Source organism: Pseudomonas sp. BJa3 (genome assembly GCF_026343815.1).
Taxonomy (GTDB): domain Bacteria; phylum Pseudomonadota; class Gammaproteobacteria; order Pseudomonadales; family Pseudomonadaceae; genus Aquipseudomonas; species Aquipseudomonas soli.
Map to the genome: position 1 here is coordinate 43,860 of NZ_JAOXMC010000016.1, position 24,500 is coordinate 68,359.

The 24,500-nt window shown below is 64.2% G+C and carries 25 protein-coding genes; 21 read left to right on the forward strand and 4 right to left on the reverse strand.

Annotated elements, in window-relative coordinates; genetic code table 11:
• Positions 1–45 precede the first annotated feature (45 nt).
• From OH705_RS19825 to ispD, 7 genes are all read left to right on the forward strand, one after another.
• Positions 46–993, forward strand: a complete 948-nt coding sequence (locus OH705_RS19825; RefSeq protein ID WP_023628729.1) for an acetyl-CoA carboxylase carboxyltransferase subunit alpha — start codon at positions 46–48, stop codon at positions 991–993.
• Positions 994–1,131: 138 nt separating this feature from the next.
• A complete protein-coding gene (gene tilS / locus OH705_RS19830; RefSeq protein WP_263160296.1) occupies positions 1,132–2,427 on the forward strand; it encodes a tRNA lysidine(34) synthetase TilS in 1,296 nt (431 codons plus the stop codon).
• A 270-nt stretch (positions 2,428–2,697) separates the two neighbouring features.
• Positions 2,698–4,326: a CTP synthase gene (locus tag OH705_RS19835; RefSeq protein ID WP_023630712.1), complete on the forward strand. Its 1,629-nt coding sequence runs from the start codon at positions 2,698–2,700 to the stop codon at positions 4,324–4,326.
• A gap of 3 nt (positions 4,327–4,329) precedes the next feature.
• Entirely contained in the window at positions 4,330–5,175 is an 846-nt protein-coding gene (kdsA, locus tag OH705_RS19840) for a 3-deoxy-8-phosphooctulonate synthase (protein ID WP_094012421.1), read from the forward strand.
• Positions 5,176–5,327: 152 nt separating this feature from the next.
• A complete protein-coding gene (gene eno, locus OH705_RS19845; protein WP_023630710.1) occupies positions 5,328–6,617 on the forward strand; it encodes a phosphopyruvate hydratase in 1,290 nt (429 codons plus the stop codon).
• A 157-nt stretch (positions 6,618–6,774) separates the two neighbouring features.
• Positions 6,775–7,056: a cell division protein FtsB gene (gene ftsB, locus OH705_RS19850; protein ID WP_011535259.1), complete on the forward strand. Its 282-nt coding sequence runs from the start codon at positions 6,775–6,777 to the stop codon at positions 7,054–7,056.
• Positions 7,053–7,760, forward strand: coding sequence for a 2-C-methyl-D-erythritol 4-phosphate cytidylyltransferase (ispD, locus tag OH705_RS19855; RefSeq protein WP_094012419.1), 708 nt, complete (start codon positions 7,053–7,055; stop codon positions 7,758–7,760). The genes ftsB and ispD overlap by 4 nt, the downstream gene beginning before the upstream one ends.
• 20 nt (positions 7,761–7,780) lie before the next feature.
• Here the strand turns inward: ispD and OH705_RS19860 are convergent, their stop codons facing one another.
• Positions 7,781–8,677, reverse strand: coding sequence for a LysR substrate-binding domain-containing protein (locus OH705_RS19860; RefSeq protein WP_267302828.1), 897 nt, complete (start codon positions 8,675–8,677; stop codon positions 7,781–7,783).
• A 108-nt stretch (positions 8,678–8,785) separates the two neighbouring features.
• Here OH705_RS19860 and OH705_RS19865 point away from each other — a divergent pair, with 108 nt between their 5' ends.
• The 8 genes from OH705_RS19865 (at position 8,786) to rpoS (ending at position 15,928) form a co-directional block, all read left to right on the forward strand.
• Positions 8,786–9,898 carry an S-(hydroxymethyl)glutathione dehydrogenase/class III alcohol dehydrogenase gene (locus tag OH705_RS19865; RefSeq protein ID WP_031315222.1) on the forward strand — a complete coding sequence of 371 codons (1,113 nt, stop codon included), beginning with the start codon at positions 8,786–8,788 and terminating at the stop codon, positions 9,896–9,898.
• 10 nt (positions 9,899–9,908) lie between these two features.
• Entirely contained in the window at positions 9,909–10,757 is an 849-nt protein-coding gene (gene fghA, locus OH705_RS19870; protein WP_110605197.1) for an S-formylglutathione hydrolase, read from the forward strand.
• A gap of 77 nt (positions 10,758–10,834) precedes the next feature.
• Positions 10,835–11,308: a 2-C-methyl-D-erythritol 2,4-cyclodiphosphate synthase gene (gene ispF, locus OH705_RS19875; RefSeq protein WP_023630834.1), complete on the forward strand. Its 474-nt coding sequence runs from the start codon at positions 10,835–10,837 to the stop codon at positions 11,306–11,308.
• Positions 11,305–12,363, forward strand: coding sequence for a tRNA pseudouridine(13) synthase TruD (gene truD / locus OH705_RS19880; protein WP_038706682.1), 1,059 nt, complete (start codon positions 11,305–11,307; stop codon positions 12,361–12,363). Before ispF ends, truD begins: the two co-directional genes overlap by 4 nt.
• Positions 12,351–13,100, forward strand: coding sequence for a 5'/3'-nucleotidase SurE (gene surE, locus OH705_RS19885; protein ID WP_038706681.1), 750 nt, complete (start codon positions 12,351–12,353; stop codon positions 13,098–13,100). The genes truD and surE overlap by 13 nt, the downstream gene beginning before the upstream one ends.
• Positions 13,101–13,138: 38 nt before the next feature.
• Complete coding sequence (locus OH705_RS19890) at positions 13,139–13,777, forward strand: protein-L-isoaspartate(D-aspartate) O-methyltransferase (RefSeq protein WP_162175259.1); 639 nt, start codon at positions 13,139–13,141, stop codon at positions 13,775–13,777.
• Between the two features lie 183 nt (positions 13,778–13,960).
• Positions 13,961–14,815: a peptidoglycan DD-metalloendopeptidase family protein gene (locus OH705_RS19895; RefSeq protein ID WP_038706680.1), complete on the forward strand. Its 855-nt coding sequence runs from the start codon at positions 13,961–13,963 to the stop codon at positions 14,813–14,815.
• Positions 14,816–14,920: 105 nt separating this feature from the next.
• Complete coding sequence (gene rpoS / locus OH705_RS19900; protein ID WP_011535249.1) at positions 14,921–15,928, forward strand: RNA polymerase sigma factor RpoS; 1,008 nt, start codon at positions 14,921–14,923, stop codon at positions 15,926–15,928.
• Positions 15,929–16,056: 128 nt separating this feature from the next.
• On the opposite strand, the gene OH705_RS19905 is transcribed toward rpoS, so the two are convergent.
• The 3 genes from OH705_RS19905 to OH705_RS19915 all read right to left on the reverse strand — a co-directional run bounded on the left by OH705_RS19905 (position 16,057) and on the right by OH705_RS19915 (position 17,907).
• Complete coding sequence (locus OH705_RS19905; protein ID WP_023630102.1) at positions 16,057–16,845, reverse strand: OmpA family protein; 789 nt, start codon at positions 16,843–16,845, stop codon at positions 16,057–16,059.
• A 48-nt stretch (positions 16,846–16,893) separates the two neighbouring features.
• Entirely contained in the window at positions 16,894–17,307 is a 414-nt protein-coding gene (locus tag OH705_RS19910; RefSeq protein WP_267302829.1) for a DUF4398 domain-containing protein, read from the reverse strand.
• Positions 17,308–17,562: 255 nt separating this feature from the next.
• A complete protein-coding gene (locus OH705_RS19915) occupies positions 17,563–17,907 on the reverse strand; it encodes a pilin assembly protein (RefSeq protein ID WP_267302830.1) in 345 nt (114 codons plus the stop codon).
• A 143-nt stretch (positions 17,908–18,050) separates the two neighbouring features.
• On the opposite strand from OH705_RS19915, the gene ppc reads away from it, so the two are divergent.
• From ppc to OH705_RS19945, 6 genes are all read left to right on the forward strand, one after another.
• Positions 18,051–20,678, forward strand: a complete 2,628-nt coding sequence (gene ppc, locus OH705_RS19920) for a phosphoenolpyruvate carboxylase (protein ID WP_267302831.1) — start codon at positions 18,051–18,053, stop codon at positions 20,676–20,678.
• A gap of 258 nt (positions 20,679–20,936) precedes the next feature.
• The gene (gene adk / locus OH705_RS19925) at positions 20,937–21,587 is read left to right on the forward strand and encodes an adenylate kinase (RefSeq protein ID WP_023632584.1); all 651 of its coding nucleotides are present in this window, start codon (positions 20,937–20,939) and stop codon (positions 21,585–21,587) included.
• Between the two features lie 88 nt (positions 21,588–21,675).
• Positions 21,676–22,350 carry a tRNA (adenosine(37)-N6)-threonylcarbamoyltransferase complex dimerization subunit type 1 TsaB gene (gene tsaB / locus OH705_RS19930; protein WP_094012414.1) on the forward strand — a complete coding sequence of 225 codons (675 nt, stop codon included), beginning with the start codon at positions 21,676–21,678 and terminating at the stop codon, positions 22,348–22,350.
• 132 nt (positions 22,351–22,482) lie between these two features.
• Complete coding sequence (locus tag OH705_RS19935) at positions 22,483–22,773, forward strand: hypothetical protein (protein WP_038707592.1); 291 nt, start codon at positions 22,483–22,485, stop codon at positions 22,771–22,773.
• 3 nt (positions 22,774–22,776) lie between these two features.
• Entirely contained in the window at positions 22,777–23,646 is an 870-nt protein-coding gene (locus tag OH705_RS19940; protein ID WP_023632773.1) for a DUF72 domain-containing protein, read from the forward strand.
• A 23-nt stretch (positions 23,647–23,669) separates the two neighbouring features.
• Positions 23,670–24,500, forward strand: a complete 831-nt coding sequence (locus tag OH705_RS19945) for an isocitrate lyase/PEP mutase family protein (RefSeq protein WP_267302832.1) — start codon at positions 23,670–23,672, stop codon at positions 24,498–24,500.

The following is a 24,500-nucleotide window of genomic DNA, read 5'->3' on the forward strand; positions in this document are numbered from 1 at the left end:
GATCAACCGGCCGGCCGCCTGGCCGTAGACCCAAGACGGAAGCCTATGAACCCGAATTTCCTCGATTTCGAACAGCCGATTGCCGACCTGCAAGCCAAGATCGAAGAGCTGCGCCTGGTGGGTAACGACAACTCGCTGAACATCAGCGATGAAATTGCCCGTCTGCAGGACAAGAGCAGCACCCTGACCGAGAGCATCTTCGGCAACCTGACCAGCTGGCAGATCGCCCGCCTGGCCCGTCACCCACGCCGCCCTTACACCCTCGACTACATCGATCACCTCTTCACCGAGTTCGAAGAGCTGCACGGCGACCGTCACTTCTCCGACGACGCCGCCATCGTTGGTGGCACCGCGCGCCTGGACGACAAGCCGGTGATGGTCATCGGCCACCAGAAGGGCCGTGAAGTGCGCGAGAAGGTGCGCCGCAACTTCGGCATGCCGCGCCCTGAAGGTTATCGCAAGGCCTGCCGCCTGATGGAAATGGCCGAGCGCTTCAAGATGCCGATCCTGACCTTCATCGACACCCCGGGCGCCTATCCGGGCATCGACGCCGAAGAGCGCAACCAGAGCGAGGCCATTGCCTGGAACCTGCGCGTCATGGCGCGTCTGAAGACGCCGATCATCGCCACCGTGATCGGTGAGGGTGGTTCCGGCGGCGCACTGGCCATCGGCGTGTGCGACCAGCTGAACATGCTGCAGTATTCCACCTACTCGGTGATCTCGCCGGAAGGCTGCGCCTCGATCCTGTGGAAGACTGCCGACAAGGCCGCCGACGCCGCCGAGGCCATGGGTATCACCGCCGAGCGCCTGAAGAGCCTGAACATCGTCGACAAGGTCATCCAGGAACCGCTGGGCGGCGCCCACCGTGATCCGGCCAAAATGTCGGCGAGCATCCGCGCCGACCTGATCGAACAGCTGGACATGCTCGGCAAGCTCGACAACGACGCGCTGCTCAAGCGGCGTTACGATCGCCTGATGAGCTACGGTCTCTGATGGATTCCAGGGGCCGCTTTGCGGCCCTTTCGCCGGCAAGCCGGCTCCCACGGGGGAATGCATACTTCTGTGGGAGCCGGCTTGCCGGCGAAAGGGGTGTGAAACGCCCCCCGCGATCTCCATCACGGTGAGGTCCAGGTGATCAACCTTACTCGCCAGTTTGCCCCTTGGCTCAACGCCCCCGCCTGGTACGTCGCCTTCTCCGGCGGCCTGGACTCCACCGTCCTCCTGCACCAGCTCGCCGATTACACCCGCAACCATTCAACGCCGCCCCTGCGCGCCATCCATGTCCATCACGGACTGCAAGCCGCCGCCGATGCCTGGCCCGATCACTGCCGAGCGGTGTGTGCCGCCCTGGGTGTCGAACTCGATGTGGTCCCTGTCCAGGTCGCCCCTGGCGCCAGCCTCGAACAGTCGGCCCGCAACGCCCGCTACGACGCCTTCGAAAAACGGCTGGGCTTAGGCGAAGTGCTGTTCACCGGCCAGCACCGTGACGATCAGGCCGAGACCCTGCTGTTTCGCTTGCTGCGCGGCGCAGGCCTGCGTGGGTTGTCCGCCATGCCGCAACAGCGGCCGCTAGGGCAGGGCAGCCTGGTGCGCCCATTGCTGGGGCTGTCGCGCCAGCAGCTGCAGGCCTACGCCGACATGCACGGGCTGGTATGGATCGACGACCCTTCCAACAGCGATACGGCCTTTGCCCGCAACTTCCTGCGCGGCGAGGTCTTCCCAATCCTGCGCCAGCGCTGGCTACAGGCCGAAGCCAACCTGGCACGCAGTGCCGAACACCTGGGCGAGGCGATGGGCCTGCTGGACGAACTGGCCGCCACCGACCTGGCTCCGGCCTGCGACAATGCGCCGCTGCCCTGGCTCGGTCTTGCCTCCCTCGACCTCGCCGTACTCAAGGCGCTGTCACCGGCGCGCCAGCGCAATGCCCTGCAATACTGGCTCGGCCGCCGCACGCGCCAGCCGGACAGTCGCCACTGGGCCGGCTGGGACGACCTGCGTGACGCGGCAGGCGATGCCTGCCCGATCTGGCGCCTGACCGACGGTCAGTTGCAGCGCAGCCACGGGCGCATCTGGTGGCTGGACGGGCAATGGCTCCAGGCTCCGGCGGGTGAATGGGCGTGGCCGAACCCGTCCAGGCCCCTGGCGTTGCCGGGCAACGGCCAGGTGTGGCTGGAGGGCTGCGTGGACGCCGCCGGCCTGCGCATCGCCTACCGTCAAGGCGGCGAAGTGCTGGAGGTCAGCGGCCGTGGCCGGCGCGACCTCAAGCGTCTGCTCAACGAGCTGCAGGTCCCGCACTTCGTGCGCCCGCGCCTACCGCTGCTGTACCGCGGCGAGCAATTGCTGGCGGTGGCCAATCTGCCCGGACTCGCTCAGGCCGAAGGCCAACTGCACTGGCAACCGCCGACGAACGTGCAAGGTTTGAGCTGAAGGGTACATTCCGGTAGACTACCCTCCCTTCTTGATACAACTTCTGTGGGTTCCGCGAAAACACAGAGGTTGCCGATTACCAAGCAGTTTTTTGCTGGGCTGATTTCTTAAAATGACGAGCGAGCTCCATGCCGGGGATACCCCTGGTCTGTACAGACGCGGCAGTTTTTCGAGATGCACTGTGATTGACGCAGGTGATCGGGGGCTTCGGCCTTCCTTCGCTTTCTCCGGCGGCGCTGGCCGCCTTAACGCAGACTTCTAGGGTTTTTCATGACGCGCTACATATTCGTCACGGGCGGTGTTGTTTCTTCATTGGGGAAAGGCATTGCCTCGGCTTCCCTGGCGGCCATCCTGGAAGCGCGGGGGCTTAAAGTCACCATGCTCAAGCTGGACCCGTACATCAACGTCGACCCGGGCACCATGAGCCCGTTCCAGCACGGTGAAGTGTTCGTCACCCACGACGGCGCCGAGACCGACCTCGACCTGGGCCACTACGAGCGGTTCATCCGCACCACGATGACCCAGAACAACAACTTCACCACCGGCCGTATCTACGAGCACGTGCTGCGCAAGGAGCGTCGTGGTGATTACCTGGGCGCGACCATCCAGGTCATCCCGCACATCACCGACGAAATCAAACGCCGCATCATCAAGGGCGCCGGCGATGCCGACGTCGCGCTGGTCGAGATCGGCGGCACCGTGGGTGACATCGAGTCGCAGCCATTCCTCGAGGCCATCCGCCAGCTGCGCGTCGAAGTGGGCTCCAAGCGCGCCATGCTGATGCACCTGACCCTGGTGCCGTACATCGCCACCGCCGGGGAAACCAAGACCAAGCCGACCCAGCACTCGGTCAAGGAACTGCGCTCCATCGGCCTGCAGCCTGACGTGCTGATCTGCCGCTCCGACCACCCGGTCGACGCCTCGTCGCGCCGCAAGATCGCGCTGTTCACCAACGTCGAAGAGCGTGCGGTGATTTCGCTGGAAGACGTCGACACCATCTACAAGATCCCAGGCGTTCTGCATGCCCAGGGCCTGGACGACTTCGTCGTCGAGCGCTTCGGCCTGCAGTGCAACAGCGCCGACCTGTCCGAGTGGGACAAGGTCGTCGACGCCAAGCTCAACCCTGAGCAGGAAGTGACCATCGCCATGGTCGGCAAGTACATGGAGCTGCTGGACGCGTACAAGTCGCTGATCGAAGCGATGAGCCACGCCGGCATCACCAACCGCACCAAGGTCAACCTGCGCTACATCGACTCCGAAGACATCGAGAACCAGGGCACCAGCCTGCTCGAAGGCGCCGATGCCATCCTGGTCCCGGGCGGTTTCGGCCTGCGCGGCGTCGAAGGCAAGATCACCGCGGTGCAGTACGCCCGTGAGAACAAGGTCCCGTACCTGGGCATCTGCCTCGGCATGCAGGTCGCCGTGATCGAATTCGCCCGTAACGTGATGGGCTGGAAAGACGCCAACTCCACCGAGTTCGACCGCAACAGCGGCCACCCGGTTGTTGGCCTGATCACCGAGTGGGCCGATGCCACCGGCGCGGTCGAGACCCGTACCGAAGCGTCCGACCTGGGCGGCACCATGCGCCTGGGCGCTCAGGACTGCCAGCTGGCAGCCGGCTCCAAGGTGCACGACTGCTACGGTAAGGACATCATTACCGAGCGCCATCGTCACCGCTACGAAGTCAACAACGTGCTGCTGCCGCAGTTGGTTGAAGCTGGCCTGCAGGTATCCGGCCGCTCCGAAGATGGCGCGCTGGTCGAGGTGGTCGAGTCGAAGGATCACCCATGGTTTGTCGCCTGCCAGTTCCACCCGGAGTTCACCTCCACCCCGCGTGACGGTCACCCGCTGTTCAGCGGCTTCGTCAAGGCGGCCCTGGCACAGAAGAACAAGGCCTGATCCATGACTCAGAAGATCATTCGCGTCGGTAACATCGAGATCGCCAACGACAAGCCGTTCGTCCTGTTCGGCGGCATGAACGTCCTGGAGTCCCGTGACCTGGCCATGAAGGTCTGCGAGGAGTATGTACGAGTTACCGAGAAGCTCGGCATCCCGTACGTGTTCAAGGCCAGCTTCGACAAGGCCAACCGTTCGTCGGTCAGCTCGTACCGGGGCCCGGGCATGGAAGAGGGCCTGAAGATCTTCGAGGAGATCAAGCAGACCTTCAACGTGCCGGTGATCACCGACGTGCACGAACCTTACCAGTGCGAACCGGTGGCCAAGGTGTGCGACATCATCCAGCTGCCGGCCTTCCTGTCGCGCCAGACCGACCTGGTCGTGGCGATGGCCAAGACCGGCGCTGTGATCAACATCAAGAAGGCGCAGTTCCTGGCGCCCCACGAGATGAAGCACATCCTCGCCAAGTGCGTCGAGGCCGGCAACGACCAGCTGATCCTCTGCGAGCGTGGTTCGAGCTTCGGCTACAACAACCTCGTTGTGGACATGCTCGGCTTCGGCATCATGAAGCAGTTCGAGTACCCGGTGTTCTTCGACGTGACCCACTCGTTGCAGACCCCGGGCGGTCGCGCCGATTCCGCCGGTGGCCGCCGCGCCCAGGTTACTGACCTGGCCAAGGCCGGCATGAGCCAGGGCCTGGCCGGCCTGTTCCTCGAGGCACATCCGGACCCGGACAACGCCAAGTGCGATGGCCCGTGCGCCCTGCGCCTGGACAAGCTGGAACCGTTCCTCAGCCAGCTCAAGCAGCTGGATGACCTGGTGAAAAGTTTTCCGACGGTAGAAACCGCGTAAAGCTCATTTCTCGGGTAAAGTACCGCCCGTTCCACCCCTGACCTTTCGGTCAGGGGCTCCCTTCGCCAGGCCTGCCCGTGCCATGTCGCCTGGTGAACGGCAAGAATTCCCAAAGCTGCGTTGTTTTCGTCAATTCTGGAGTGCTTACAACAATGGCAAAGATCGTCGACATCAAAGGTCGTGAAGTTCTCGATTCCCGTGGCAACCCCACCGTGGAAGCCGATGTTCTGCTCGACAACGGCATCATCGGCAGCGCCTGCGCGCCGTCGGGTGCTTCCACTGGCTCGCGCGAAGCGCTGGAGCTGCGTGATGGCGACAAGAGCCGTTACCTGGGCAAAGGCGTGCTGAAGGCTGTCGCCAACATCAACGGCCCGATCCGCGACCTGCTGCTGGGCAAGGACCCATCGGACCAGAAAGCCCTGGACCGCGCGATGATCGAGCTGGACGGCACCGAGAACAAGGCCAAGCTGGGCGCCAACGCCATCCTCGCCGTGTCCCTGGCTGCCGCCAAGGCCGCCGCCCAGGACCAGGACCTGCCGCTGTACGCGCACATCGCCAACCTCAACGGCACCCCGGGCCAGTACTCCATGCCGGTACCGATGATGAACATCATCAACGGCGGCGAGCACGCCGACAACAACGTCGATATCCAGGAGTTCATGGTCCAGCCGGTTGGCGCCAAGACCTTCTCCGACGGCCTGCGCATGGGCACCGAGATCTTCCACCACCTCAAGGCCGTACTGAAGGCCCGTGGCCTGAACACCGCCGTCGGTGACGAAGGTGGCTTCGCGCCGAACCTGGCTTCCAACGAAGACGCCCTGGCCGCCATCGCCGAAGCTGTCGAGAAAGCCGGCTACAAGCTGGGCACCGACGTGACCCTAGCCCTGGACTGCGCCGCTTCCGAGTTCTATGAAGACGGCAAGTACAGCCTGTCCGGCGAAGGCAAGTCGTTCGACGCCGAAGGTTTCGCCGAGTACCTGAAGGGCCTGACCGAGCGTTTCCCGATCATCTCGATCGAAGACGGCCTGGACGAGTCCGACTGGGCTGGCTGGAAGATCCTGACCGACAAGATTGGCGAGAAGGTTCAGCTGGTTGGTGACGACCTGTTCGTGACCAACACCAAGATCCTTAAAGAGGGTATCGAGAAGGGCATCGGTAACTCGATCCTGATCAAGTTCAACCAGATCGGCTCGCTGACCGAAACCCTCGAAGCCATCCAGATGGCCAAGGCCGCTGGCTACACCGCGGTGATCTCGCACCGTTCCGGTGAAACCGAGGACTCGACCATCGCCGACCTGGCCGTGGGTACTGCCGCTGGCCAGATCAAGACCGGCTCGCTGTGCCGCTCCGACCGCGTCAGCAAGTACAACCAACTGCTGCGTATCGAAGAGCAACTGGGCGCCAAAGCCGTGTATCGCGGTCGTGCCGAGTTTCGCGGCTGAGCAAGAGATGGTAAAAAGGCAGCAGCCGGGGCCCGCTGAACGTTCGTACTGATCGTTTGGCTGTCTCAACGGGTTTCTGTCGACGAAGCCTGGCCTCGGCCAGGCTTCGTGCTATCGGAAGCTCGCTGCGGCGGCCTTTTTTACCCTGGATATCTTCATGCGCAGTCCCTATTGGTTGTTCCTCGTCCTGCTCCTGCTGCTCGGCGGCCTGCAATATCGCCTTTGGGTAGGTAATGGCAGCCTCGCGCAAGTGACCGAACTCAAGCAGCAGATCGCCGACCAGCATGCGGAAAACGAGCGCCTGCTGGAGCGCAATCGTGTGCTCGATGCCGAGGTCCTGGAGTTGAAGAAAGGTATGGAGACCGTGGAAGAACGGGCTCGTCATGAACTGGGGATGGTCAAGGAGGGTGAAACCCTCTACCAGCTGCCACAGAAATGACAAACGAACTGCCGGCCTTCTGGGCCGTGATTCCCGCCGCGGGCATTGGTGCCCGCATGGCAGCCGACCGGCCCAAGCAGTACCTGCAACTGGGCGGGCAGACCATTCTCGAGCATAGCCTCGACTGTTTCCTCGACCATCCCATGCTCAAGGGGGTGGTGGTCAGTATTGCCGAACACGACCCTTACTGGCCCGGCCTGCGCTGTGCCAGCGATCCGCGTATCCAGCGTGCCCCGGGTGGTGACGAGCGCGCTGACTCGGTGCTCAATGCGCTATTGCTGCTGCACGCCCAGGGCGCGTCGGATGACGACTGGGTGCTGGTGCACGATGCCGCGCGGCCGAATCTGGCGCGCAGCGATCTGGACAAGTTGCTGTCAGCCCTGGCTGAAGATCCCGTCGGTGGATTGCTCGCCGTACCCGCTCGGGACACGCTCAAGCGTGCCGACGGCGAGGGCAGGGTGGCGGCGACGGTCGACCGCAGCACCGTCTGGCAAGCCTACACCCCGCAGATGTTCCGCCTCGGCATGTTGCACCGGGCGCTGGCCGAGTGCCTGGTGTCCGATGTAGCAGTCACCGATGAGTCGTCCGCCATCGAGTGGGCCGGGTATGCGCCGCGCCTGGTCGAAGGGCGCAGCGACAATATAAAGGTGACCCGGCCAGAGGACCTGGAGTGGCTGCGCCAGCGATGGGCTGGGCGTTGCTGAAATAGGCGCTCCCACGCTGTTTAGAGAGTCCTATACTCCGGCAACTGCGCCAATCCTTCCTTGAGATAGTCCACCAACCGCCGCACCTTTGGTGAAAGATGCCGCTGCTGCGGATACAACGCCCACACCGCTGTATTCGGCGGTTGGTGCCCCTCCAGCAGTGATACCAGCGCCCCGCTGTGCAAGTGCTCGAGCACGTAGTAGTCCGGCAACTGGCACAAGCCCATCCCCTGCAATGCCGCATCCAGCACCGCCTGGCCGCTGTTGCAACGCCAGTTGCCCTGCACCCGCTGGCTGATCTCGCGACCCTCCTGCTGCAGCGCCCACAGGTCGGAGCTGCCGACCAGGCAATTGTGCCGCGCCAACTCCGACACGCTGTGCGGCCGCCCATAGCGCTCCAGGTACGCCGGTGATGCGCACAGGAACATGCGCCGCGGCGCCAGGCGCGTGGCCACCAGCCGGGAATCCTGCAGGCGGCCCAGGCGGATTGCCAGGTCCATGCCTTCGTGCAACAGGTCTAAGGTGCGGTTGCTCAGCTCCACTTCCACCCGTAGCTGCGGATACAGCGCCATGATCCGCGTCACCAACGGCACGATGAAACGCTCGCCATAGGCCACCGCGCAGGTCATGCGTAGCAGGCCCTTGGGTTCGCTGGCCAGGTCGCCCATGGCGCGTAGCGCTTCCTCGCGGCCATCCTGCAGGCGCTGGCAGTGCTGGAGGAATGTCTGGCCGGCTTCGCTGAGGGTCACTCGCCGCGTGCTGCGGTACAACAGGCGAGTCTGTAGGCGTTCCTCCAGGCGGGCGATCTGCCGGCTGATGTGCGAAGACGACACTCCGAGGCGTTCGGCGGCGGCGGTGAACTGGCCCATTTCTGCCACCGCGACGAATTCGTCGATGCCTTCCCAGCGACTGCTCATGGATTATCCCTGCATGGCAATAATGTTTTGTGAATGCCTTGATTATTCACAAAAAGTCAGTGAATTACACTGACAGCCTGCAATCGACATCTTCTCTGGAGACCCTTGATGATCAAGTCCCGTGCCGCCGTCGCCTTCGAGGCCAAGAAACCCCTGGAAATCGTCGAAGTCGACGTAGCCATGCCCAAGGCCGGTGAAGTGCTGCTGCGCGTCGTCGCCTCCGGTGTCTGCCACACTGACGCCTACACCCTGTCCGGCGCCGACCCGGAAGGCATCTTCCCTTCGATCCTTGGCCATGAGGGCGGGGCGATCGTCGAGGCGATTGGCGAGGGCGTGACCTCGGTGGCGGTGGGCGACCATGTCATCCCGCTGTATACCCCGGAATGTGGCCAGTGCAAGTTCTGCCGCTCGGGCAAGACCAACCTGTGCCAGGCCATCCGCGCCACCCAGGGCAAGGGCCTGATGCCCGACGGCACCACCCGTTTCAGCTACAAGGGCCAGCAGCTGTTCCACTACATGGGCACCTCGACCTTTTCCGAGTACACCGTGCTGCCGGAAATTTCCGTGGCCAAGATCCAGAAAGAGGCTCCGCTGGAGAAGGTCTGCCTGCTTGGCTGCGGCGTGACTACCGGTATTGGCGCGGTGCTCAATACCGCCAAGGTCAAGCCGGGTGACACCGTTGCCATCTTCGGCCTCGGCGGCATCGGTCTGTCGGCAGTGATCGGCGCGGTCAAGGCCAAGGCTTCGCGCATCATCGCCATCGACATCAACCCGGCCAAGTTCGAGATCGCCCGCCAGCTGGGCGCCACCGACTGCATCAACCCGAAAGACTACGATCGCCCGATCCAGGAAGTGATCGTCGACCTCACCGACGGTGGCGTGGACTTCTCCTTCGAGTGCATCGGCAATGTGCAACTGATGCGCGCGGCGCTGGAATGCTGCCACAAGGGCTGGGGCGAGTCGGTGATCATCGGCGTGGCCGGTGCCGGCCAGGAAATCGCCACCCGTCCGTTCCAGCTGGTCACCGGTCGCGTCTGGCGCGGTTCGGCCTTCGGCGGTGTGCGTGGCCGCAGCGAGCTGCCGAGCTACGTGGAAATGTCCGAGAAAGGCGAGATCCCGCTGGACACCTTCATTACCCATACCATGGGCCTGGAGGACATCAACAAAGCTTTCGACCTGATGCACGAAGGCAAGAGCATCCGCAGCGTGATCCACTTCTGAGGCCCTCGCCATGACGCTGGAAAACATCTCTTGCCAGAAAAGCTTCGGCGGCTGGCACAAGCGTTACCGGCACAGCTCCAAGGTGCTTGGCTGCGACATGGTGTTCGCGGTGTACCTGCCGCCCCAGGCCGAGCAGGGCGAAAAGCTGCCTGTTCTGTACTGGCTCAGCGGCCTGACCTGCACCGACGAGAACTTCATGCAGAAGGCCGGCGCCCAGCGCCTGGCCGCGGAGCTTGGGCTGATCATCGTCGCCCCGGACACCAGCCCGCGTGGCGAGCAGGTGCCGGGCGATCCGGACGGTGCCTGGGACTTCGGCCTCGGCGCGGGGTTCTACCTCAATGCCATCCAGCAGCCCTGGGCCCGCAACTACCAGATGCACGACTATGTGGTGCACGAGTTGCCGGCATTGATCGAGGAACATTTCCCGGCGTCCGACCTGCGCAGTATCAGTGGCCACTCGATGGGCGGGCATGGCGCGCTGGTCTGCGCCTTGCGCAACCCGGGGCGCTACCGCTCGGTGTCGGCGTTCTCACCGATCAGCAATCCAATGGATTGCCCGTGGGGCGAGAAGGCCTTCAGCCGCTACCTGGGCGAAGACCGGGCACAGTGGCGCGAGTGGGATGCCAGTGTGCTGCTGGCCGAGGCGGACGAGTGCCCGCCGTTGCTGGTGGACCAGGGGGATCGCGATGACTTCCTTGAAAAGCAGCTCAAGCCAGAGGCGCTGGAGCAGGCGGCGCGCAAGGGCGGCCATGGGCTGACCCTGCGCCTGCAGCCAGGCTACGACCATAGCTACTACTTCATCGCCAGCTTCATCGATGAACACCTGCGCCATCATGCGGTGGCACTGGGCAGGGTCTGAGCCGCAGGGCCGTGAAGCAGCCCCATTGCCGCAAAAGCAGGTAGAATCACGCCCTGACTCAATCAGGGCGTTCTTCTATGCGTATTGGCCACGGCTACGATGTCCATCGTTTCTGCGACGGTGATTTCATTACCTTGGGCGGGGTGCGTATCCCCCACAAGTTCGGCCTGCTGGCCCACTCCGACGGCGACGTGCTGCTGCACGCCCTGAGCGATGCCTTGCTGGGCGCCGCGGCGCTGGGGGACATCGGCAAGCATTTCCCCGATACCGACCCGCAGTTCAAGGGCGCCGACAGCCGGGTGCTGCTGCGCCACGTGGTCGCTGTCGTGCGCGACAAGGGCTGGAAGGTCGGCAACATCGACGCCACCATCGTCGCCCAGGCACCGAAGATGGCCCCGCACATCGAGACCATGCGCCAGCAGATCGCCGCAGACCTGCAGGTCGAGCTCGACCAGGTCAACGTCAAGGCCACTACTGAAGAAAAGCTGGGCTTCACCGGTCGCGAGGAGGGCATCGCCGTGCATGCGGTCGCCCTGCTGCTATCAGCATGACCGAACTGGAACTGCTGGGCCCTCGGGCCTCGGGCGATGTCTTGGGCACCGCGGTGCTCAAGGCGGTGGCTGAAGACTTCCAGGTTGATGAAGTCCTGGATATCCCGCTGTCCGGCCAGGGCGAACACCTGTGGCTGTGGGTCGAGAAGCGCGACCTCAACACCGAGGAGGCGGCTCGCCGCCTGGCCCGCGCCGCCGGCGTGCCGGTGCGCGCCATCAGCTATGCCGGCCTCAAGGACCGCCAGGCCCTGACCCGCCAGTGGTTCAGCCTGCATCTGCCGGGCAAGGCCGACCCAGACCTGTCCCGTGCCGAGGACGACACCCTGCGCGTGCTCAAGCAGGTGCGCCACCAGCGCAAGCTGCAGCGTGGTGCGCATTCGGCCAATGGCTTCACCTTGCGCCTGACCGCGCTGCAGGCCGACCACCAGGCCCTCGATGCCCGCCTGGAGCAGCTCAAGCAGCAGGGCGTGCCCAACTACTTCGGTAGCCAGCGCTTCGGCCATGGCGGTGGCAATGTACACGACGCCCAGGACTGGGCCGCTCGCCAGGCGCTGCCCGAGCAGCGCAACTTGCGTTCGCGGCTGCTGTCGGCCGGGCGCAGCTACCTGTTCAACCAGGTGCTTGCCGCCCGTGTCGCCGACGGCAGCTGGCAGCGCGCCCAGGTCGGCGACCTGCTGGCCTTCACCGACAAGCGCAGCTTCTTCGTGGCCGGCGAGGCCGAGTGCAACGACCCGCGCCTGGCCATTCTCGACCTGCACCCGACCGGCCCGCTGTGGGGCGCCGGTGCGGCACCGAGCCAGGGCGCGACCCTGGATCTTGAGTCCACGGTGGCCGGACGACATCCGGCGCTGTGCGATTGGCTGGCGCGAGCGGGCATGGATCACGAACGGCGCATCCTGCGGCTCCCTATTGGGCGGCTGACGTGGCATTATCCCGAGCCTGATATCCTGCAACTGGAATTCGTCCTTCCGGCCGGATGCTTCGCCACCGTGGTGGTGCGCGAACTCGTCGATCTGGTGCCGGCAGGGCAGACGGACAGCCCATGCGTATTCTGATTTCGAATGACGACGGTGTTACCGCACCCGGCCTCGCCGCGCTGCATGAAGCGTTGGTGGACCATGCCGAGTGCGTGGTGATTGCCCCGGATCAAGACAAGAGCGGTGCCGGCAGTTCGCTGACACTGGACCGGCCGCTGCACCCGCAGACCTTGGCCAACGGCTTCATCAGCCTCAACGGCACGCCCACCGACTGCGTGCACCTGGGGCTCAACGGCCTGCTGCCGGAAACCCCCGACATGGTGGTGTCCGGCATCAACCTGGGCGCCAACCTGGGGGATGACGTGCTCTATTCGGGCACGGTGGCTGCGGCGTTGGAGGGGCGCTTCCTCGGCGGCACCTCGCTGGCCTTCTCGCTGCTGTCGCGCCTGCCCGACAACCTGCCGACCGCCGCCTACATTGCCCGGCGCCTGGTCGAGGCGCAGTCGCGCCTGGCGTTGCCGCCGCGCACCGTGCTCAACGTCAACATCCCCAACCTGCCGCTGGAGCATATCCGTGGCATCCAGCTCACCCGCCTGGGGCACCGCGCGCGGGCCGCGGCGCCGACCAAGGTGGTCAATCCGCGGGGCAAGGAAGGCTACTGGATCGCCGTGGCCGGCGATGCCGAAGACGGCGGCCCGGGCACCGACTTCCATGCCGTGATGCAGGGCTACGTATCGATAACGCCACTGCAGCTGGACCGCACCTTCAACGATGCCTTCGAGCGCCTCGACGGTTGGCTGGAGGGCCTGCTCTGATGCGCGAACAGGACGATCTGCAGCGCCGCGGCATCGGCATGACCTCCCAGCGTACTCGGGAGCGGCTGATCCAGCGGCTCTATGAGGAAGGCGTGTCGAACGCCAAGGTGCTCGAAGCCATTCGTCGTACCCCGCGCCACCTGTTCGTCGATGAAGCCCTGGCCCATCGCGCCTATGAAGACACGGCGCTGCCGATCGGCCACAACCAGACGATTTCCCAGCCGTTCATGGTCGCGCACATGAGCGAGCTGTTGCTCGAGGCGGGCCCCTTGGACAAGGTGCTGGAGATCGGCACCGGTTCAGGCTACCAGACCGCGATCCTCGCCCAACTGGTCGAGCGGGTGTTCTCGGTGGAGCGCATCAAGGTGCTGCAGGACCGGGCCAAGGAGCGTCTGGTCGAACTCAACCTGCGCAATGTGGTGTTCCGCTGGGGCGACGGCTGCGAAGGGTGGCCGGCGCTGGCGCCGTACAACGGCATCATCGTCACCGCAGTCGCGCCTGAAGTGCCGCAGGCACTGCTCGATCAGTTGGCGCCAGGTGGGCGCATGGTGATCCCGGTCGGGCCGGCGGGGGAGACCCAGCAACTGATGCTGATCGTGCGCGAAGAGCATGGCTTCTCGCGCCGGGTACTTGGGGCCGTGCGCTTCGTGCCGTTGCTCAATGGCCCACTGGCCTGAACGGGGCCACGGAATATTTGCGCCGACGACGAATTCTTGCGTCTGGGCCCTGTCTATCTGGCGTGGCGCTTTTCGGACACCGATCAGGCCAACAGCGAGTCACCCCAAGCAGGATGGCTCGGTTATAATTGAAACAATATTGCATTTTGTATCGTCATTTTTGACAGCATGAGGGGAGCGCGGGTGGGTCACACAGGCATGCGGCAGCGCAAGGATCGGTCGGTATTGAAGCTTCTGGTGATCGCGCTGGCCATGGGGACCCTGCTGGCTGGCTGTTCCAGCACCAGCTCGAACGGCGCCCGCGTGGTCGACCGCAACAACGCCGCGCCCAAGCGCCCGACCGTTACCTCTGGCCAGTACATCGTCAAACCCGGCGACACGCTGTTCTCCATCGCCTTCCGCTACGGTTGGGACTACAAGGAGCTGGCGGCGCGCAACAATATTCCCGCCCCCTACACCATCCGCCCGGGCCAGCCGATCCGTTTCAGCAGCGGCGCGGGGGGCAGCACGACGGTCGTCGGCAGCACTTCGTCGTCGAGCCGGACCACCGTGATCCGCCGGCCGGTCGCCACCACGGCACCGGCGACCAGCAATGGCAAAAGTGCCACAACTGCCCCTTCCACCACCTCGCAAACGGTTGCCCAGGTGCCCGCCGCAGAGCGCGCCGTCGGCGGTTGGACGTGGCCGGCGAACGGCGTGCTGATTGGAAAATTCGCTTCAAACGGTAGTTTGAATAAAGGCATTGATATCGCCGGTGATTTGGGACAGCCTGTTTTTGCTGCGTCTGATGGAGCGGTGGTCTACGCCGGCAGTGGCTTGAGGGGCTATGGCGAGCTCATCATCATCAAACACAGCGATACCTACGTCAGTGCCTACGGTCATAACCGCAGGCTTTTGGTTCGGGAGGGGCAGCAGGTCAAGGCAGGGCAGACGATCGCAGAAATGGGGTCCACGGGCACTGATCGGGTGAAGCTGCATTTCGAGATTCGCCGCCAGGGCAAACCCGTCGATCCACTCCAGTTCCTGCCACGCCGTTGATCATTGTCCCAGCCTGTTCCTTGGATGTAGAGGGGACAGGCTCCAGCGCTGCCATGGAAGGGTGACGCTCGAGTCTGAGTTCGAACTCAGCAAAGGACTATAACAATGGCTCTCAGTAAAGAAGTGCCGGAGTTTGACATCGACGATGACCTGCTTCTGATGGAGACGGGCATCGTTTTGGAAACGGATGTGGTGTCAGACGAACCTGCTGTACCTTCGGTTCGGACCAAGTCGAAACAGGGCGCATCGCTCAAGCAGCACAAGTACATCGACTACAGTCGGGCACTTGATGCGACCCAACTGTATCTCAACGAAATCGGCTTCTCGCCCCTGCTTTCGCCAGAGGAAGAAGTGCATTTCGCGCGTCTGTCGCAAAAAGGCGACCCGGCCGGCCGCAAGCGCATGATCGAAAGCAACCTGCGCCTGGTGGTCAAGATCGCCCGCCGTTACGTCAATCGCGGCCTGTCGTTGCTCGACCTGATCGAGGAAGGCAACCTGGGGCTGATTCGTGCGGTAGAGAAGTTCGACCCCGAGCGCGGCTTCCGCTTCTCGACCTACGCGACCTGGTGGATCCGCCAGACCATCGAGCGGGCGATCATGAACCAGACCCGCACCATTCGCCTGCCCATCCACGTGGTAAAGGAGCTCAACGTCTACCTGCGCGCTGCCCGCGAGTTGACGCAGAAACTCGACCACGAGCCGTCGCCGGAAGAAATCGCCAGCCTGCTGGAGAAACCGGTGGCCGAGGTCAAGCGCATGCTTGGCCTGAACGAGCGGGTGTCTTCGGTGGATGTCTCGTTGGGGCCGGACTCCGACAAGACACTGCTCGACACACTGACCGATGATCGTCCAACCGACCCATGCGAACTGCTGCAGGATGATGATCTGTCGCAGAGCATAGACCAGTGGCTGGGTGAGTTGACCGACAAGCAACGTGAGGTGGTGGTACGACGCTTCGGCCTGCGTGGGCATGAAAGCAGTACCTTGGAGGATGTCGGGTTGGAGATCGGCCTGACCCGCGAGCGGGTACGGCAGATTCAAGTCGAAGGCCTGAAGCGCCTGCGTGAGATCCTTGAGAAGAATGGCCTGTCTAGCGAGTCGCTGTTCCAGTAGCCGGTGACAGGTGCCAGGTAAACGCCCCGACCCGTTCGGGGCGTTTTCGTTAGCGGCTTGCAAGAGTGGTTGCAACGAAAAGCCCCGCCATCAAGGCGGGGCTTTTCATTCAACGCAACGGGCAACCGTTACTGGATCTGGCTGACCGAGCGTGGTGCCACCGGCTGGTTGTCGTTGGAGATGGTTACTTCCACACGACGGTTTTGCGCGCGGCCGGAGTTGCTGCTGTTGTCAGCAACCGGATACTCCTTGCCGTAACCCTGGGCAACGATGCGCGCAGGATCCACACCGGCACGCACCAGGGCCATGCGCACTGCGGAGGCGCGACGTTCGGACAGGGTCTGGTTGTAGTTGGCAGAACCAACGCTGTCGGTGTAGCCCTCGACGATCACCTTGCGTTCAGGGTTCTCCTGAAGGAACTGCGCCAGCTTGGTGACGTTCGGGTAGGCGCTGCTCTTGAGCTCCGCCTTGTTGAAGTCGAACAGCACGTCGCCGAAGGTCACCAGGGTGCCACGGTCGGTCTGCTTGGCGTTGAGGCTGTCCTGCAGTTTCTTGATCTGCGCATCGCGGGCGTCGAGCTTGGCCTGGGCGCGTTGTGCCGCGGCGTTTTTCAGTTCACCCTCTGCGGTGCGCAGGGCAATGGTCTGCTTGGCCACTTCAACGCGTTGATTGGTGAGGTAGGCGAGCTGGTCGACCTTCTTCTCATCCTCGCGATCCATGTAGGCCTTGTCGGCCTTGTTCAGCCAGTCCTGAGCGTCCTTGGTCTCGAGCGCGGCCACTTTGCTCGACTGCGGATCGCTCTGCAGGGCGGAGAAATTGGTGCGGGCCGACTCGAGGTTGGCGTTCGGGTCGTGGGAGCAGGCGGCGAGGCCGACGCTGAGGGCCAGCAGGGCGGGAATCATGACGTAATTGCGCATAGTGTTCATCCTTTGATCTTTAACGAAGGCAGTGGAAGCTGAGCAGGCTTATTCAACGCTGCGCAGGCCTTCCTCACGTACGTCCTGGACACCCTGGCGAGCATCCTGCACGGCCTTCTGGGCCTTGGCTGCCTGGGCTTTGCGCTCGGCAAGGCGAGCGTCCCATTCGGCTTGCTCGGCCAGCAGCTTGGCCTCGTCATACTTCTTGTCGTGCATGGCGATTTCGGCTTTCTTGAACTTGTCCTGGGCAGCCTTCATCTCCACTGCTGCGAACTCGGTGCCACCGGCACTGACCGCCGAGTTGACCGCCGATTGGGTCACGGCGTATTGCTCGGTAGGCGGCTTGCCCGCGCAGCCGGCCAGCACCAGGCTGCTGCCCAGGGCCAGCGCGGCCAGCTTGAGCCCGCGCAGATGAGTGGAGGAAGGTTGTGCGATGCGGGTCTTCATGGTGGTCAACTCCATTGGGTCACTCCTGTTAAACGACGATGCCACGCCGTGACAATCGCTGTTCCCCTGTTGCCAGTGTCGGGCGCAAAGGCCCGTGTTTACAGGGTTTTGCCGTGATGGCTATTGGCTGTGACCGGAGTGTTTTTTGAATAGTTCAGAAAAATTTGCACGCTAAAGGTATTTTTTTCTGACTAATCAGTCAGCGGTTTTCGCCTGGAACTTCCGCTGTAAATGACGGTATGCCGGGCAGTGCCCGGCACCCGAAGTGGCTCAGTACGAGGGGTCTTTATGCACACGGCCAAGGGCTTGCAGATGGCGCCTGGAGAGAGCCAGAAAGCGCGGAGTAGGGCCGATGTCCTCGTACAGCGGGTCACCTTCCTCGTCGGTGGCAATCACTTGCTGGCCCTTGACGTAGGGGAAGCTGGCCTCCAGCTCTTCCAGTGCCGCCGCCACCAACTCGCCCAAGAGCTCCTCGGGGCTGCGCTTGGGATACATGTCGATCAGCGCGGCCAGACGCGCTTCTGCTTCCATGTCCAGGTGCAGGACATGGCCGGTGGGGCTCAGGCGGCCGGCGGCGTTTTGTTCCCAGTGCTGGGCGAGTTGGCGAATTTTCATGATGACCTCTGTCAAAGCCTGGAGTGGCATTGCTTCGAATGATCTGTGTTCACTTTAGTTGCTTTGGCAGCATGCGCCTTGCCAGGAATGGTCGCGAGTGGGCACTCTTGGGCGCATGCGGTTTCCTGGAGTGGAGAAGGCTGATGAGTGATATCGATCTGCGCTTGCGCGAGGATGTGCACCTTTTGGGAGAACTGCTTGGCGAGACTATCCGCCAGCAGCATGGCGAGGCATTCCTGCAGAAGATCGAGGATATCCGCCACAGCGCCAAGGCCGACCGCCGTGGAGCGGGCGAGCAACTGAGCTCGACCCTGGGCGACCTGGCCGAGCAAGACCTGCTGCCGGTGGCGCGGGCGTTCAACCAGTTCCTCAACCTGGCCAACATCGCCGAGCAGTACCAGCTGATCCGCCGCCGTGACGCTGGCCAACCCGAACCGTTCGAGGCGCGGGTGCTCCCCGAGTTGCTGACGCGCCTGAAGGCCGCTGGCCATGGCAACGATGAGCTGGCCAGGCAACTGGGCAAGTTGAACATCGAACTGGTGCTCACCGCGCACCCCACCGAGGTGGCGCGCCGCACCTTGATCCAGAAGTACGACGCCATTGCCGCGCAGCTGGCCGCGCAGGATCACCGCGACCTGATCCCGGCCGAGCGCCAGCAGGTGCGCGAACGCCTGCGCCGGCTGATCGCCGAATCCTGGCACACCGAGGAAATCCGCAGGACCCGGCCCACACCGGTGGACGAGGCCAAGTGGGGCTTCGCCGTGATCGAGCACTCATTGTGGCAGGCTGTGCCCAGCCACCTGCGCAAGGTCGATGCGGCTCTGTTCGAGGCGACTGGCCTGCACCTGCCGCTGGAGGCGGCGCCGATTCGCTTCGCCTCGTGGATGGGCGGTGATCGTGACGGCAATCCCAATGTCACGGCGGCGGTAACCCGCGAAGTGCTCTTGCTGGCGCGCTGGATGGCCGCCGACCTGTTCCTGCGCGATATCGACTACCTGGCCGCCGAGCTGTCCATGCAGCAGGCCAGCGCCGCGCTCAAGGAAAAGGTCGGGGACAGCGCCGAACCATACCGGGCGCTGCTCAAGCAGTTGCGCGACCGTCTGCGTGCCACCCGCGCCTGGGCCCACGCCTCGTTGGCCGCGACGCAGCCGGCCAGCGCGGCGGTGCTGGTGGACAATCGCGACCTCATCGCGCCGCTGGAGCTGTGCTACCAGTCGCTGCATGAGTGTGGCATGGGCGTGATCGCCGACGGCCCGTTGCTCGACTGCCTGCGCCGGGCGGTGACTTTCGGTCTGTTCCTGGTGCGCCTGGACGTACGTCAGGACGCTGCCCGCCATCGCGACGCGCTGTCGGAAATCACCGACTACCTCGGCCTGGGCCGCTACGCCGAGTGGGACGAAGAGCGACGCATCACGTTCCTCCAGACCGAACTGAAGAACCGCCGCCCCCTGCTGCCGGCGCATTTCCAGCCCCAGACCGATACCGCCGAAGTACTCGCCACCTGCCGCGAAATCGCTGCGGCCCCGGCGGCGTCGCTGGGGTCGTACGTGATTTCCATGGCCGGCGCGGCGTCCGATGTACTGGCGGTGCAGCTGTTGCTCAAGGAGGCCGGGCTGACCCGGCCGATGCGCGTGGTACCCCTGTTCGAGACCCTGGCCGACCTTGACAACGCAGGCCCGGTCATGGAGCGCCTGCTCGGGCTCCCCGGCTATCGTGCCGGCCTGCACGGCCCGCAGGAGGTGATGATCGGCTATTCCGACTCGGCCAAGGATGCCGGCACCACGGCGGCGGCATGGGCCCAGTACCGCGCCCAGGAAAACCTGGTACGTATCTGCCGTGAGCACCAGGTAGAGTTGCTGCTGTTCCATGGTCGCGGTGGCACGGTCGGGCGTGGCGGCGGCCCAGCCCACGCGGCGATCCTGTCGCAGCCGCCGGGGTCGGTGGGTGGCCGTTTCCGCACCACCGAACAGGGCGAGATGATCCGCTTCAAGTTCGGTCTGCCGGGCATCGCCGAACAGAACCTCAATCTCTACCTGGCCGCGGTGCTGGAGGCGACCCTGTTGCCACCGCCGCCGCCTGAGCCGGCCTGGCGCGTACTGATGGACCAGCTGGCCGCCGACGGGGTCAAGGCCTACCGGGCCGTGGTGCGCGAAAATCCGGACTTCGTCGAGTACTTCCGTCAGTCCACCCCCGAGCAGGAGCTTGGCCGCCTGCCGCTGGGCAGTCGCCCGGCCAAGCGCCGCGCCGGCGGCATCGAAAGCCTGAGGGCGATCCCTTGGATCTTCGGCTGGACCCAGACACGGCTGATGCTGCCGGCCTGGCTCGGCTGGGAGACCGCGCTGAGCAATGCCCTGGCACGCGGGCAGGGGGCGCTGCTGGCGCAGATGCGCGAACAATGGCCGTTCTTCCGTACCCGCATCGACATGCTGGAGATGGTCCTGGCCAAGGCCGATGCGCAGATCGCCGAGGCCTACGACGAACGTCTGGTGCAACCCGAACTGCTGCCGTTGGGCGCGCACCTACGCGACCTATTGTCGCAGTCGTGCCAGGTGGTACTGGGTCTGACCGGGCAGTCGGTGCTACTGGCGCACAGCCCGGAAACCTTGGAATTCATCCGCCTGCGCAACACCTACCTGGACCCGCTGCACCGCCTGCAGGCCGAGTTGCTGGCACGCTCGCGCAGCCGCGAAGCCGCTCTGGACAGCCCGTTGGAGCAGGCCTTGCTGGTGACCGTGGCCGGGATCGCGGCTGGGTTGCGCAACACCGGTTGAGTTCAGCCCAGTCCGGGCGTGGTGAGGGCCGCGCTGGATCGTGATCGGTCCTCGCGCGGCCGGTTGCGCCTGGCGCAACCTGTCCTCTGGCAGGCTACAAGTGGCGCGTTCCTGCCACTTTGGGACGCTTGTCGGGGGGGCGGGTGCTGTGTATCTTGAGCAGCCTTTTGACCGATTTTGCGGTCTCGACCGATTTTTCCGGAATTGGCCTTGTGCGCCGAATCCGTTGATTTGCATAAAAAATATGAGGAGCACAAGATGCGCGTAATTCTGCTGGGAGCTCCCGGGGCCGGTAAAGGTACTCAGGCAAAGTTCATCACCGAGAAGTTCGGTATTCCCCAGATCTCCACCGGTGACATGCTGCGTGCCGCCGTCAAGGCCGGTACCCCACTGGGCCTGGAGCTGAAAAAGGTCATGGATGCCGGCCAGCTGGTCTCCGACGAGCTGATCATCAGCCTGGTCAAGGAGCGCATCGCGCAGGCTGACTGCGCCAACGGCTGCCTGTTCGACGGCTTCCCGCGCACCATCCCGCAGGCTGAAGCCATGGTCGCCGCTGGCGTCGACATCGACGCAGTGGTCGAAATCGCCGTGGACGACGAAGAAATCGTCGGCCGCATGGCTGGCCGCCGCGTGCACCTGGCATCCGGCCGCACCTACCACATCCAGTACAATCCGCCGAAGGTGGAAGGCAAGGACGACGTCACCGGCGAAGACCTGATCCAGCGCGATGACGACAAGGAAGAAACCGTGCGTCACCGCCTGTCGGTCTACCACAGCCAGACCAAGCCGCTGGTGGACTTCTACCAGAAGCTGTCGGCCGCCAACGCCGGCAAACCGAAGTACAGCCACATCGAGGGCGTCGGTTCGGTCGAATCGATCACTGCCAAGGTGCTGGCAGCCCTGAGCTGATCCATCACCGTGTGTCACGACGGCCCGCTTGCGGGCCGTTGTCGTTTATACTGCCGCTCTTTTCCCTGTTGCCTGGATACCTTGCTCGATGACCACCTTGCTGGCCCTGGATACCGCTACCGAAGCCTGTTCCGTCGCCCTGCTGCATGACGGCAAGGTGACCAGCCATTACGAGGTGATCCCGCGCATGCACGCGCAGAAGCTGCTTCCGATGATCAAGCAGTTGCTGGCCGAATCGGGCGTGGCGCTGAGCGCGCTGGATGCCATCGCCTTCGGCCGTGGCCCGGGCGCCTTCACCGGCGTGCGTATCGCCATCGGCGTGGTCCAGGGCCTGGCTTTCGCCTTGGAGCGCCCAGTGCTGCCGACATCCAACCTGGCGGCCTTGGCTCAGGGCGCCTTGCGTGAGCGTGGCGTGCAGCAGGTGGCCGCGGCCATCGATGCGCGCATGGACGAGGTGTACTGGGGTTGCTACCGCGCCGAACAGGGCGAGATGCGTCTGGTCGGCCACGAGGCGGTACTGCCACCGGAGGGTGTGGCCCTGCCACAAGGCGCGGGCGAGGCATGGTTCGGTGCCGGTACCGGCTGGGGCTACGCCGAGCGCCTGGCCGTGCAGGTATCTGCCATCGATGCGGGTGCGTTGCCTAGCGCCCTGGATATCCTCTCCCTGGCCGGCTTCGCCTGGGCACGGGGCGAGGCGGTGGTCGCCGAGCAGGCGCAACCGGTCTACTTGCGCGATAATGTGGCTACGCCCAAGGCGCGTTGAAGGCATTTCGTCGGCTATCGCCGTTCACGATAAAACCTTTTGCGCGAACTGTGGTCCAGTTATCAGTTCGGGCATTAGCGAAGGATTCCTGATGCTGCTAAATTGCCATCATTGATCCTGAGTGCCTTTGTCATGCGTATCGACGGCTTCTCCTCACAGAGCTACCCCATCAAGCGTGCGCCACGCAAGGCGCCGGCGCGTGACGAAGCCATCGATGAAGCCGATGCCGAGATCATCGAGGACATCGACGCGCAGATCAGCCGCGCCAGCCGTCGCGGCGAGAACCTGCCGGCCCGCCAGCAGGACCTGATCTTCCCCCGCGCCCGCAACCGCCGTACCTCCACCGCCCTGGCCAGCTACCTGACCACCGCCGGCTTCACCGACTGGGAGATGGAAGTGCTGGGGCTGGACCTGTACATTTGATGGATGACGTCATCACCTCTCCCTTATTTCCTCGGTTGCCCGTCCTGGGCTGAAAACGCCTGGCGCGAGTACCTCTATCCCGCCGACGCCCGTAGCGGCGAGTTCCTCGGGCTCTACAGCCAGGTATTCAACGCCGTTGAAGGCAATACCACCTTCTATGCCCGTCCCGCGCCGGCGACCGTCGAGCGTTGGGCGCAGATCATGCCGTCGGGGTTTCGCTTCACCGCCAAGTTTCCCGGCGATGTAAGCCATGCCGGCGACCTGCGTGAACAACTCGATGCGGCCGTCGACTTCACTCGGCTGATGGCTCCCCTGGGTGAGCGCGTGGCGCCGTACTGGCTGCAGTTGCCGGCAATGTTCGGCCCGTCGCGGCTGGGCGAGCTGGCGCATTTCCTTGATGAGATCGGTGTGGCGGTAGCGGTTGAGGTGCGCAACGACGCCTTCTTCGCCCGGGGCGAGGAGGAGCGTCAGCTCAATCGCCTGCTGCATGAACGTGGAGTCGAGCGTATCTGCCTGGATCCGCGTGCGTTGTTCAGTTGCACCTCGCGCGAGCCCGCGGTGCTCCATGCCCAGGCCAAGAAACCCAAGGTGCCGCCGCGGCCAGCGGCCTTCAGCCAGTCTCCGCAGGTGCGTTTCATCGGCCATCCGCAGCTCGAGGCCAACGAGACCTTTCTCACCCCATGGATCGACAAGGTCGCTGCATGGGTTGAAGAGGGCCGCAGCCCCTACGTGTTCCTGCATACTTCCGACAATCGCCTGGCGGCGGCGCTGGCCCAGCGTTTCCACCAGCGGCTGATGGCTCGCCTGCCGGGCCTTGCAGCGCTGCCTGAATTGCCCCGCGCCCCTGAGGTCGAACAACTGGGGTTACTTTGATCTGACTGCCGGGAGGTTGAACCATGGATGTGCAAACCCTGCGAGCCGAAGCTTTCAAGGCGCTCCACGAGCGAGATGGCGCGTTCGTCATCCCCAACCCGTGGGACGCCGGCTCCGCCAGGCTGTTGGCCAGCCTGGGATACGAAGCGCTGGCCACGACCAGCGCGGGGCTGGCGTTCAGCCTGGGGCGGCCGGATGCCGAGGGCGCGCTGACGCTCGAGGAAACCCTGGGCAACGCCCAGGCGATCGTCGATGCCACGCCATTGCCGGTGGCGGCGGACCTGGAAAACGGCTTCGGCGAATTGCCCGAAGACTGCGCACAGACCATTCTGCGCGCCGCCGAGGTGGGGTTGGTGGGCGGTTCGATCGAAGATGCCAGCGGTCGCGCCGAAGTGCCGATCTACGACTTCGACCTGTCCGTGGCGCGTGTACGCGCCGCCGTGCAGGCTGCCCGCGGCCTGCCGTTCCCCTTCACCCTTTGCGCGCGCGCCGAGAACCTGCTGCACGGGCGTCTCGACCTGGATGACACCATTCGCAGGCTGCAAGCCTATGCCGAGGCCGGCGCCGATGTGCTGTATGCCCCGGGGCTGCGCAGCGTCGATGAGATCCGTGCGGTGGTGCAGGCCGTGGCGCCAAGGCCGGTGAACGTGCTGATGGGCATGGCGGGCGTACCCTTGAGCGTGAGCCAGTTGCAAGACCTGGGCGTCAAGCGCATCAGTGTCGGCTCATCGCTGGCGCGTGCCGCCCTGGGCGCTTTGCAGCGGGCCGCGCTGGAGATCCATGAGCAGGGCACTTTCAGTTATGGCGAGCAGGCTTTGCCATTCGCTCAGCTCAATGACCTCTTCCGTCGCTGA